Source organism: Streptomyces sp. AN091965, assembly GCF_022698285.1.
Lineage (GTDB): Bacteria > Actinomycetota > Actinomycetes > Streptomycetales > Streptomycetaceae > Streptomyces.
Map to the genome: position 1 here is coordinate 9157537 of NZ_JALDMY010000001.1, position 11918 is coordinate 9169454.

General features: G+C 70.5%; 10 protein-coding genes. 8 read left to right on the forward strand and 2 right to left on the reverse strand.

Annotation, left to right across the window (positions count from 1 at the left end; genetic code table 11):
• The first annotated feature begins 94 nt into the window (after window positions 1-94).
• Complete coding sequence (locus tag MQV74_RS37740; RefSeq protein WP_242727986.1) at window positions 95-1285, forward strand: acyl-CoA dehydrogenase family protein; 1191 nt, start codon at window positions 95-97, stop codon at window positions 1283-1285.
• A gap of 53 nt (window positions 1286-1338) precedes the next feature.
• Here MQV74_RS37740 and MQV74_RS37745 read toward each other — a convergent pair whose 3' ends face one another.
• The gene (locus tag MQV74_RS37745) at window positions 1339-1875 is read right to left on the reverse strand and encodes a dihydrofolate reductase family protein (RefSeq protein WP_242727987.1); all 537 of its coding nucleotides are present in this window, start codon (window positions 1873-1875) and stop codon (window positions 1339-1341) included.
• A gap of 46 nt (window positions 1876-1921) precedes the next feature.
• On the opposite strand from MQV74_RS37745, the gene MQV74_RS37750 reads away from it, so the two are divergent.
• Complete coding sequence (locus MQV74_RS37750) at window positions 1922-2416, forward strand: hypothetical protein (protein ID WP_242727988.1); 495 nt, start codon at window positions 1922-1924, stop codon at window positions 2414-2416.
• Window positions 2417-2443: 27 nt separating this feature from the next.
• On the opposite strand, the gene MQV74_RS37755 is transcribed toward MQV74_RS37750, so the two are convergent.
• The gene (locus MQV74_RS37755; protein ID WP_242727989.1) at window positions 2444-3358 is read right to left on the reverse strand and encodes a helix-turn-helix transcriptional regulator; all 915 of its coding nucleotides are present in this window, start codon (window positions 3356-3358) and stop codon (window positions 2444-2446) included.
• A gap of 205 nt (window positions 3359-3563) precedes the next feature.
• Here MQV74_RS37755 and tkt point away from each other — a divergent pair, with 205 nt between their 5' ends.
• From tkt to gnd, 6 genes are read left to right on the forward strand one after another with little or no spacing between them, the layout of a single operon-like run.
• Entirely contained in the window at window positions 3564-5648 is a 2085-nt protein-coding gene (gene tkt, locus MQV74_RS37760) for a transketolase (RefSeq protein WP_242727990.1), read from the forward strand.
• 37 nt (window positions 5649-5685) lie between these two features.
• Window positions 5686-6831 (forward strand): transaldolase, encoded by a 1146-nt coding sequence (gene tal / locus MQV74_RS37765; protein WP_374120756.1) that lies wholly within the window; start codon window positions 5686-5688, stop codon window positions 6829-6831.
• Entirely contained in the window at window positions 6828-8363 is a 1536-nt protein-coding gene (zwf, locus tag MQV74_RS37770; RefSeq protein ID WP_242727992.1) for a glucose-6-phosphate dehydrogenase, read from the forward strand. Before tal ends, zwf begins: the two co-directional genes overlap by 4 nt.
• A complete protein-coding gene (gene opcA, locus MQV74_RS37775; protein WP_242727993.1) occupies window positions 8360-9301 on the forward strand; it encodes a glucose-6-phosphate dehydrogenase assembly protein OpcA in 942 nt (313 codons plus the stop codon). Before zwf ends, opcA begins: the two co-directional genes overlap by 4 nt.
• Window positions 9294-10955, forward strand: a complete 1662-nt coding sequence (pgi, locus tag MQV74_RS37780; protein ID WP_242727994.1) for a glucose-6-phosphate isomerase — start codon at window positions 9294-9296, stop codon at window positions 10953-10955. Before opcA ends, pgi begins: the two co-directional genes overlap by 8 nt.
• Before the next feature lie 6 nt (window positions 10956-10961).
• Window positions 10962-11846 (forward strand): phosphogluconate dehydrogenase (NAD(+)-dependent, decarboxylating), encoded by an 885-nt coding sequence (gnd, locus tag MQV74_RS37785; protein WP_242727995.1) that lies wholly within the window; start codon window positions 10962-10964, stop codon window positions 11844-11846.
• The last annotated feature ends 72 nt before the right edge of the window (window positions 11847-11918 follow it).

An 11918-nucleotide genomic window follows, 5' to 3' on the forward strand; every position in this document is an offset into this window, starting at 1 on the left:
TCTACTGTGACCGCCGTCAAGCCGGGCCGCCGCCGTGCGGTGGCGCCGGGGGCGGCCTCAAGGCCGCCTCGGCAACGGACCGCCAGGAGGGGCCGTGCACCTCGCATACACGCCCGAGCAGCAGCGGCTGCGCGCCGAACTGCGTACGTATTTCGCCGAGCTCGTGCCCGACCACGCGACCGCCCGGTTCGGCGACCGCGCCGCGCAGAAGCGGTTCTACCGCGAGACGATCCGCCGCCTCGGCGCCGACCGCTGGCTCGGCGTGGGCTGGCCCGAGGAGTACGGCGGGCGCGGGCTCACGCCCATGGAGCAGTTCATCTTCTTCGACGAGGCCGCCCAGGCCGGTGTCCCGCTGCCGCTCATGGCACTCAACACCGTGGGCCCGACCCTCATGCGGTACGGCACCGACGAGCAGAAGGCGTACTTCCTGCCGAGGATCCTCTCCGGCGAGATCGACTTCGCCATCGGCTACAGCGAGCCCGACGCGGGCACCGACCTCGCCTCCCTCAGGACGCGGGCGGTGCGCGAGGGTGACGAGACCACCGGCCACTACACGGTCAACGGGCAGAAGATCTGGACGACCAACGGCGACACCGCCGACTGGGTGTGGCTCGCCGTGCGCACCGACCCCGACGCGCCGCCGCACCACGGCATCTCCATGCTCCTCGTGCCGACGACCGACCCCGGCTACTCCTGCACCGTCATCAGCACCCTCGCCGGGCACGACACCACGGCCGGCTACTACGAGGACGTCCGGGTGCCCGCGAGCCGCCGCGTCGGCGAGGAGAACAAGGGCTGGCGGCTCATCACCAACCAGCTCAACCACGAGCGCGTCACCCTCGCCGCGCACGGCACCATGGCGATCCGGGCCCTGCACGACGTGCGCCACTGGGCCGCGGGCACCAAGCTCGCCGACGGCCGCCGCGTCATCGACCTGCCCTGGGTGCGCCGCCGCCTGGCGCGGGCCCATCTCAAGCTGGACGCGATGAAGCTCCTCAACTGGCAGATGGTGCACGCCGTCCAGGACGGCACGCTCACCCCGCAGGACGCCTCCGCCGTCAAGGTCTACGGCTCGGAGGCGCGCCGTGACGCCTACGCCTGGCTGATGGAGGTCGTGGGCGCCGCGGGCGCCCTGAAGGAGGGCTCCGCGGGCGCGGTCCTCCAGGGCGAACTGGAGCGCGGCTACCGCTCCGCGGTCATCTTCACCTTCGGCGGCGGCAACAACGAGATCCAGCGCGAGATCATCTCGTGGATCGGGCTGGGCATGCCCCGGGTGCGCCGCTGAGACGAACTCGCTGTTCGCCTCGGGAGCCGCCCGGACAGGCCTGGTCGCGACCGCTACTTGCGCACCTGGAAGCGCAGCATGGTGACCCCGCCCGAGTGGAGGTTGCCGAGCGGCTCCAGGTCGATCCGGTCGAGGCCCGGTGGTGCGAAGCGGATGCCGTCGCCGAGCAGTACCGGGAGCACGTACACCAGGATCTCGTCGACGAGGCCGCGCCGCAGGCACTGGGCGGCCACGTCGGCGCCGAGGATCTCCAGGTTCTTGTCGCCGGCGGCACGGCGTGCCGTGGTCACGGCCTCCTCGATGCCGCAGGTGAGGAAGGTGACGTGGGGGTCCGGCTCGTCGGGCGGGCGGTGGGTGAGGACGAACCGCGCCCCGCCGTCGTAGGCGGTGTTCTCCTCGGACATGCGCTTGCCGACCTCGTACGTGCCCCGGCCGATGAGCATGGCGCCCGTCGCGGCCATGACCTCCGGGAACGTCGCCGACGTCATGTGCTCGAAGACCCAGTCCATCGTGTGGCCGGGACCGGCGATGAAGCCGTCCAGGGACATCACCCTGTTCACGACCACCTGGCCGGTGCTCGCATCCGTCATGCGTTGTCTCCAAGCAGGTGGAGGGCGGGGATCGCATCATAGGCCGGTGAGCAACATCTTCTCCGGCGGCAGCCACGACCTGGACCTGTCCAACGGCGCCACCGCGGTGTTCATCGACGTGCTGACGCTCGCCGTGTCCGATCTCGCCTCCGAGGAGTGGGACTTCCGCTTCGCGGCGCTGCTGACCCTGCAGGACCAGAACGTCATGGGGCGCGGTGCCGTCGGGTTCGACCTGGCGGAGTTCGACTGGGGTGCGACGGAACGGGAGCGCGCCCGCGCGAAGGACTTCGTGCTGCGTGCCACAGCACTCGCGGCGAGCGGACACCGCTGGAGCGAGTTGGGCTACCACCCGCCCCGCGTCCATGACTACCTGCACCGGTTCACGGCCATGGTGGAGTCCTTCGCCCCGCCCGCCGACAGCAGCGCCGCGCACGGCTTCCCCGGCCCGGACGAGGCCGCGATGGCCTCGTGCGTGCGCCACCGCGTCCTCAGCGCGCTCCCGCTCCGGGACGGCTGCTTCCTCTGCGATCGGCCGCAGTAGGGCCCGTCCGGCCCCGTCCGGAGCGCCTCAGGCCTGTTCCGAGCGGAACGCCGCCGGGGTCCACCCGGTGTGCTGCTGGAAGAACTTCGAGAAGTTCGCCGAGTCCGCGAAGCCGACGGCCGCGCCGATGCGGCCCACCGGCAGGTCGGTGTGGGCGAGCAGGCGCTGGGCCTCCAGGATCACGCGGCGGTCGATGAAGCCCTTGGGGGTCTGGCCGGTGGCGGCGCGCACCGCGCGCACGAGCGTGCGGCGCGAGTAGCCGAGCTCGTCGGCGTAGGCGCTGACGCTGTGGTTGGTCGTGAAGCCCTGCTCGACCGCCGTGCGGAACCGCGTGAACGTGGTGTCCGGCTGCGGCCTGCACTCGTCCGCGGCGGCCTGCGCGGAGACGTGCGCCACCCGCAGCATGAGGGCCGTGAGGGAGTGCCGGAGGACCGAGGTGTGCAGGCTCGGCGGCAGCGTCGCCGTGTCCAGGTACTCGCGCTGCAACTGCTCCAGTGAGGCGTCGATCGCGGCGCGCTGGGCCCCGTCCGGGCGCAGCAGCGGCGGGCGGTCGTAGCGGTACAGGCCGGTCGCCTCCACGGTCGCGCGCGGCAGGAAGCCGGGCTGCATGGTGAGCGCGGTGCCCGCGTACCGGTCGGTCGCCGAGAAGCTGTGCACCTGGCCGGGCCTGATCCACAGGACGTCGCCCGCGCCGACCGCGTACTCCGCGAAGTCGATGGTGTGGCGGACCGGGCCCTTGCGAAAGAAGAGCAGCACGTGGAAGTCGATGCGGTGCACGCGCCGCGACAGGCCGACGCCACCCGCCCAGGGGCCGTCGGTGCCCATCGGGCCGACCTGCATCCCGACCCCGGAGACGCTCGCGCTCGGGTCGAAGGGGTAGGTACGGATGTGCTCCGCGGCTCCCAGATGTGCGCTCGTCCGTGCGCTGCCCCGCTCCGTCATCCACTGTCCTTGGCTCAAAGGGACCTCACGGAGACCCTGACCGCTGTGCGTGTCCCATTTTCACCCAACGCTGGCACGGGGGCACCTACCTCGCCAAAAGTATGACCTTTACCTTCGTAGATGGCTCGACCAGGGGCTTTGGTCCTCGGTGGGCAGTGCCTTCGGGCACGGAAGACGACTCACGGATGCGAAGGAATTCAGACAGATGAGCACGCAGACACCGGACACCCTCGGCCCCTTCGAGTGGACCGACCTCGACCAGCGTGCCGTCGACACCGCCCGCCTCCTGGCGGCCGACGCCGTGCAGAAGGTCGGCAACGGACACCCCGGCACGGCCATGAGCCTCGCGCCCGCCGCGTACACCCTCTTCCAGAAGGTCATGCGGCACGACCCGGCCGACCCGGAGTGGACCGGCCGTGACCGCTTCGTGCTGTCTCCCGGCCACACCAGCCTCACCTTGTACACCCAGCTCTTCCTCGCGGGCTACGAGCTGGACCTCGACGACCTGAAGGCGTTCCGCACCCAGGGCTCCCGCACGCCGGGCCACCCCGAGTACGGGCACACCGCCGGGGTCGAGACGACGACGGGGCCGCTCGGCCAGGGCGCCGCCAACGCCGTCGGCATGGCCATGGCCGCCCGCTACGAGCGCGGCCTGTTCGACCCCGAGGCGCCCCGGGGCACGAGCCCCTTCGACCACACCATCTGGACGATCGTCTCCGACGGCGACCTGGAGGAGGGCGTCTCCGCCGAGGCCTCGTCCCTCGCGGGCCACCAGAAGCTCGGCAACCTCGTCTTCCTCTACGACGACAACCACATCTCCATCGAGGGCGACACCCAGACCGCGTTCTCCGAGGACGTCCTCAAGCGCTACGAGGCCTACGGCTGGCACGTGCAGCGCATCACCCCGCGAGCCGACGGCGACATCGACGTCCACGCCCTGTACGAGGCGCTCGCCGCCGCCAAGGCCGAGACCGAGCGGCCGTCCTTCATCGCGATGCGCACGGTCATCGCCTGGCCCGCGCCGAACGCGCGGAACACCGAGGCGTCCCACGGCTCCGCCCTGGGGGCCGACGAGATCGCCGCCACCAAGCGCCTCCTCGGCTTCGACCCCGAGGAGTCCTTCGCCGTCGCGGACGACGTCATCGCCCACACCCGCGAGGCCCTGGACCGCGGCGCCGAGGCGCACACCGCCTGGGACAAGCGGATCGCCGTCTGGCGCACCGACAACCCCGAGCGCTCCGCGCTCCTCGACCGCGTCATCGCGGGCCGCCTGCCCGAGGGCTGGGAGCAGGCACTGCCCGCGTTCGAGGCCGGCACCAAGGTCGCCACGCGCGCCGCGTCCGGCAAGGTACTCCAGGCCCTCGGCCCGGTCATCCCCGAACTGTGGGGCGGCTCCGCCGACCTGGCGGGCTCCAACAACACCACCATCGACAAGTCGAGCTCCTTCCTGCCGGAGGGCAACCCGCTGCCGGAGGCCGACCCGTACGGCCGCACCGTGCACTTCGGCATCCGCGAGTTCTCGATGGCCGCCGAGATGAACGGCATCGCCCTGCACGGCAACACCCGCGTCTACGGCGGCACCTTCCTGGTGTTCTCCGACTACATGCGCAACGCGGTCCGCATGTCCGCGCTGATGCAGCTCCCCGTCACCTACGTCTGGACCCACGACTCCGTCGGCCTCGGCGAGGACGGCCCCACCCACCAGCCGGTCGAACACCTCGCCTCGCTGCGCGCCATCCCCGGCCTGAACGTGGTCCGCCCCGCCGACGCCAACGAGACGGCCGTCGCCTGGCGCGAGATCCTGCGCCGCGGCTCCGTCGACCCCGCCCCGCACGGCCTGGCCCTCACCCGGCAGGGCGTGCCGACGTACGAGGCCAACGAGGCGGCGGCGAAGGGCGGTTACGTGCTCGCCGAGGCGTCGAAGGAGACCCCCGACGTCCTGCTGATCGCCACCGGCTCCGAGGTGCAGCTCGCCGTCGGTGCCCGGGAGCGCCTGGAGGCCGAGGGCATCGCGACCCGCGTCGTGTCCATGCCGTCGGTGGAGTGGTTCGAGGAGCAGCCGAAGGAGTACCGCGACAGCGTCCTGCCGCCGACCGTCAAGGCGCGCGTCGCCGTCGAGGCGGGCATCGCCCTGACCTGGTACCGCTATGTCGGCGACGCCGGACGCATCGTCTCCCTGGAGCACTTCGGCGCCTCCGCGGACGCCGCCACGCTCTTCGCCGAGTTCGGCTTCACCGCCGAGAACGTCGCCGCGCGGGCCAGGGAATCCCTGGCCGCCGCCCGCGCTTGATCACTACGCAGCACGTACGCGAAAGAAGATGAAGAACATGAGCAACGCCGTACCCACCTCGCAGCCCCTCCAGGCCCTCGCCGACGCGGGCGTCTCCATCTGGCTGGACGACCTGTCCCGCAAGCGCATCGAGTCCGGTGACCTCGCCGACACCGTGGCGAACGGCCACGTCGTGGGCGTCACCACCAACCCCTCGATCTTCCAGGCCGCCATCGGCTCCGGCGAGGGCTACGAGGACCAGCTCGCCGACCTGGCCGTCCGCGGCGTCACCGTCGACGAGGCCGTCCGCATGATGACCACGGCCGACGTCCGCGCCGCCGCCGACGTCCTGCGCCCCGTGTACGACGCGACGGGCGGCCGTGACGGCCGCGTGTCGATCGAGGTCGACCCGCGCCTGGCCCACGAGACCGCGGCCACCGTCGCCGAGGCCAAGCAGCTGGCCTGGCTCGTCGACCGGCCGAACGTCATGATCAAGATCCCGGCGACCACGGCGGGCCTCCCGGCCATCACCGAGGTCATCGGCCTCGGCATCAGCGTCAACGTCACGCTGATCTTCTCCCTGGAGCGCTACCGCGCCGTCATGGACGCGTACCTCAAGGGACTGGAACTCGCCCACGAGCGCGGCCACGACCTCGCCACCATCCACTCCGTCGCCTCCTTCTTCGTCTCGCGCGTCGACTCCGAGATCGACAAGCGCCTCGACCGGCTCGGCACGGACGCGGCGAAGGAGCTCAAGGGCAAGGCCGCCCTCGCCAACGCCCGCCTCGCGTACGAGGCCTACGAGGAGGTCTTCGCCTCCGCGCGCGCAGGCGTCCTGGCGGCCGCGGGCGCCCACAAGCAGCGCCCCCTGTGGGCCTCGACCGGCGTCAAGGACCCGGCGTACAAGGACACCCTGTACGTCGACGAGCTGGTCGCCCCGGGCACGGTCAACACCATGCCCGAGGCCACGCTCAAGGCCGCCGCCGACCACGGCGAGATCACCGGCGACACGGTGACCGGCGGCTACGAGCAGGCCCGCGCCGACCTGAAGGCCGTCGACGCCCTCGGCATCTCCTACGACGAGGTCGTGCAGCAGCTCGAGGACGAGGGCGTCGCCAAGTTCGAGAGCGCCTGGAACGACCTCCTCGCCACCGTCGCCTCCCGTCTGCAAGGCCTGCGCGGTCAGGGAGTTGAGTCCAAGTGAGCCCCAGCAGTACGTGGCGCAACCCGCTGCGTGACCCGCGCGACCGCCGCCTGCCGCGCATCGCGGGCCCCTCCGGGCTCGTCATCTTCGGCGTCACCGGCGACCTGTCCCGCAAGAAGCTGATGCCCGCCGTCTACGACCTCGCCAACCGGGGGCTGCTCCCGCCGGGCTTCTCGCTCCTCGGCTTCGCCCGGCGCGAGTGGGAGGACCAGGACTTCGCCCAGGTCGTCCACGACTCGGTGCGCGAGCACGCGCGGACCCCGTTCCGCGAGGAGGTCTGGCAGCAGCTCGCCGACGGCATGCGCTTCATCCCCGGCGACTTCGACGACGACACCGCGTTCGAGCAGCTGCGCGACGCCGTCGACGAGCTCGACGAGAAGCGCGGTACCAGCGGCAACTACGCCTTCTACCTCTCCGTGCCGCCGAAGTTCTTCCCGAAGGTCGTCCGGCAGCTCAAGAAGCACGGCCTCGCCGACGCTCCCGAGGGCTCCTGGCGCCGCGCGGTCATCGAGAAGCCCTTCGGCCACGACATCACGTCGGCCAAGGAGCTCAACGCGATCGTCCACGACGTGTTCGCACCCGAGCAGGTCTTCCGCATCGACCACTACCTCGGCAAGGAGACCGTCCAGAACATCCTGGCCCTCCGCTTCGCCAACCAGATGTACGAACCCATCTGGAACCGGAGTTACGTCGACCACGTGCAGATCACCATGGCCGAGGACATCGGCATCGGCGGCCGCGCGGGCTACTACGACGGCATCGGCGCCGCCCGCGACGTCATCCAGAACCACCTGCTCCAGCTCATGGCCCTCACCGCCATGGAGGAGCCCGCCGCGTTCGACGCCGAGTCCCTCGTCCTGGAGAAGCTCAAGGTCCTCAAATCCGTACGCGTTCCGGACGACTTGGACCGGCACACCGTGCGCGCCCAGTACGCCGAGGGCTGGCAGGGCGGCGAGAAGGTCAAGGGCTACCTCCAGGAAGACGGCATCGCCCCCACCTCGAAGACGGACACCTACGCGGCCGTCAAACTGGAGATCGACAACCGCCGCTGGGCGGGCGTCCCGTTCTACCTGCGCACCGGCAAGCGCCTCGGCCGCCGCGTCACCGAGATCGCGGTCGTCTTCCAGCGCGCCCCGCACTCCCCGTTCGACGGAGCCGCCACCGAAGAGCTCGGCCAGAACGCGATCGTCATCCGGGTCCAGCCCGACGAGGGCATGACCGTACGCTTCGGATCCAAGGTCCCGGGTACGTCGATGGAGATCCGCGACGTGTCGATGGACTTCGCGTACGGCGAGTCGTTCACGGAATCCAGCCCGGAGGCCTACGAACGGCTGATCCTGGACGTCCTGCTCGGCGACGCCAACCTCTTCCCGCGCACGGAGGAGGTCGAGGAGTCCTGGCGCATCCTCGACCCCATCGAGGGGCACTGGGACAACCATGGCAAGCCCGCAAGGTACCCGGCCGGTACGTGGGGCCCTGCCGAGGCGGACGAAATGCTCGCACGAGACGGACGGAGCTGGCGCAGGCCATGAAGATCGACCTGACCGACACCACGGCAAGCAAGGTGAACAAGGCGCTCGTCGAAGGGCGCCGCGCCATCGGGACCCCCGCCGTGGGCATGGTCCTCACGATGGTCATCGTCACCGACGAGGAGAACGCCTACGACGCCACCAAGGCGGCCCAGGAGGCGGCCCGCGAGCACCCCTCGCGCACCCTCGTCGTCATCAAGCGCACCGCGCGCTCACCGCGCGACCGCCAGGGCAACCGCCTCGACGCGGAGGTCCGGGTCGGCGCCGACGCGGGCACCGGCGAGACCGTGCTCCTGCGCCTGTACGGAGAGGTCGGCCAGCACGCCGACTCCGTCGTCCTGCCGCTGCTGCTCCCCGACGCCCCGGTCGTCGTGTGGTGGCCCGTCGACGCCCCGGACGATCCCGCCAAGGACCCGCTCGGCGCCCTCGCCGCCCGCCGCATCACCGACGCGTACGCCGTCGAGGACCCGCTCGCCGCGCTCGCGGACCGCGCCAGGTCCTACGCGCCCGGCGACACCGACCTGGCCTGGACCCGGCTCACGCCGTGGCGCTCCATGCTGGCCGCGGCCCTCGACCAGGCCCGCGTCGACATCACGTCGGCCGCCGTGGAGTCCGAGGCCGAGAACCCCAGCGCCGAGCTGCTCGCGCGCTGGCTCGGCGCCCGGCTCGGCGTCCCGGTCGAGCGCGTCACCACCGCGGGACCCGTCGTCACCGCGGTCCGCCTCGGCACGGCGAACGGAGAAATCCGCATCGACCGCCCCGAGGGCCCCCTCGCCACCCTGTCCCTGCCCGGCCAGCCCGAGCGCACCCTCGCCCTGAAGGTCCGCTCGACCGCCGAGCTGATCGCCGAAGAGCTCCGCCGCCTCGACGCCGACGAGATGTACGCCGTCGCGCTGCACGGCGACGCCTCCGGCTCCAAGGAGTCCGTTCAACATGCCTGACACCACGCCCCTGTTGACCCAGCGACCGCAGTGGGCCGCCCTGCAGGACCACCGCGCCAAGTCCGAGGGCACGCACCTGCGCGAGCTGTTCGCCGCCGACCCGGGCCGCGCCGAGCGCTACACGGCCCAGGTCGGTGACCTCCACATCGACTACTCCAAGCACCTGATCACGGACGAGACCCTCGCGCTCCTCCAGGAACTGGCCAGCGCCACCGACGTGTTCGGGCTGCGGGATGCCATGTTCCGGGGCGAGAAGATCAATACGACGGAGGGGCGGGCGGTGCTGCACACGGCGTTGCGTGCCCCGGCCGATGCTGTGGTGGAGGTCGATGGTGAGAACGTGGTGCCGGGTGTGCACGCGGTGCTCGACAAGATGGAGGCCTTCGCGCACAAGGTCCGTTCGGGTGAGTGGAAGGGGCACACCGGCAAGCGCATCAAGAACGTGGTGAACGTCGGTATCGGTGGCTCCGATCTCGGTCCGGCGATGGCCTATGAGGCTCTTCGGGCCTATACCGACCGTGAGCTGACGGTCCGGTTCGTGTCGAATGTGGACGGTGCGGATCTGCATGAGGCCGTGCGGGATCTGGACGCGGCGGAGACGCTGTTCGTCATCGCTTCCAAGACGTTCACGACGATCGAGACGATCACCAATGCCACGTCCGCGCGGGAGTGGCTCCTTGCGTCCCTCGGTGACGAGGCGGCCGTGGCCAAGCACTTCGTGGCGTTGTCGACGAATGCCGAGAAGGTGGCGGACTTCGGTATCGACACGGCGAACATGTTCGGGTTCTGGGACTGGGTGGGGGGTCGTTACTCCTTCGATTCGGCCATCGGTCTGTCGTTGATGATCGCGATCGGCTCGGACGCGTTCGGGGAGATGCTCGGCGGGTTCCGGCTGGTGGATGAGCACTTCCGTACGGCTCCGGCGGAGGAGAACGTGCCGTTGCTGCTCGGTCTGCTGGGTGTCTGGTACGGCAATTTCCATGACGCGCAGTCGCATGCGGTGCTGCCGTATTCGCATTACCTGTCGAAGTTCACGGCGTATCTGCAGCAGCTGGACATGGAGTCCAACGGCAAGTCGGTGGACCGGGACGGGAATGCGGTGGAGTGGCAGACCGGTCCGGTGGTGTGGGGTACGCCCGGCACGAACGGTCAGCACGCGTACTACCAGTTGATTCATCAGGGCACCAAGCTCATTCCGGCGGACTTCATCGGTTTTGCGGAGCCGGTCGCCGGTCTGCGGCCGGGTCTGGTTGCCCAGCACGATCTGCTGATGGCCAACTTCTTTGCCCAGACGCAGGCCCTGGCCTTCGGCAAGACGCCGGATGAGGTGCGGGCCGAGGGCGTGCCGGAGGACCTGGTCGCGCACAAGACGTTCCGGGGCAATCATCCGACGACGACGGTTCTGGCGCGGGAGCTCACGCCTTCGGTGCTTGGTCAGCTCATCGCGCTCTATGAGCACAAGGTGTTCGTCCAGGGCGCGATCTGGAACATCGACTCCTTCGACCAGTGGGGCGTGGAGCTGGGCAAGGTCCTGGCCAAGCGCGTCGAGCCCGCCCTGACCGAGGGCGCGGACGTCCCCGGCCTCGACCCGTCCACGACGGCCCTGGTCGCGAAGTACCGCGCCCTGCGCGGCCGTACCCCGGAAGGTGTGTGAACCGACATGGAACTCGGACTCGTAGGCCTCGGTAAGATGGGCGGCAACATGCGCGAGCGCATCCGCCGCGCGGGCCACACCGTCATCGGATACGACCGTGATCCGAAGGTCTCCGACGTCGCCTCGCTCGCCGAACTCGTCGACAAGCTCGAAGGCCCCCGCGTGGTCTGGGTGATGGTTCCGGCCGGTGCCCCCACCCAGTCCACGATCGACGAGCTGAAGGACCTGCTCGCCGAGGGCGATGTCGTCGTGGACGGGGGCAACTCCCGCTGGACGGACGACGAGAAGCACGCCGCCGAGCTCGCCGAGCGCGGCATCGGCTTCGTCGACTGCGGTGTCTCCGGCGGTGTGTGGGGTCTGGAGAACGGCTACGCGCTGATGGTCGGCGGCGGCGACGAGCACGTCGCGCGCGTCCAGCCGGTCTTCGACGCCCTCAAGCCCGAAGGCGACTTCGGCTATGTCCACGCGGGCAAGGTCGGCGCCGGTCACTTCTCCAAGATGGTTCACAACGGCATCGAGTACGCGATGATGCAGGCCTATGCCGAGGGCTGGGAGCTGCTGGAGGCCGTGGACTCGGTGACGGACGTGCGGGAGGTCTTCCGGTCCTGGCAGGAGGGCACGGTCATCCGTTCCTGGCTGCTTGACCTGGCGGTCAACGCGCTGGACGACGACGAGCACCTGGACAAGCTGCGGGGCTTCGCCGCGGACTCCGGCGAGGGCCGCTGGACGGTGGAGGCGGCGATCGACAACGCGGTGCCGCTGCCCGCGATCACGGCGTCGCTGTTCGCGCGGTTCTCCTCGCGGCAGGACGACTCGCCGCAGATGAAGATGATCGCGGCGCTGCGCAACCAGTTCGGCGGCCACGCCGTCGAGTCCAGGAGCGAGCACTGAGCGAGCACTGAGCGAGGGCTGAGCGAGGGCCGAGCGGCTGTGACCCACAGCCGCTCGGCCCCCGCGGCCTCT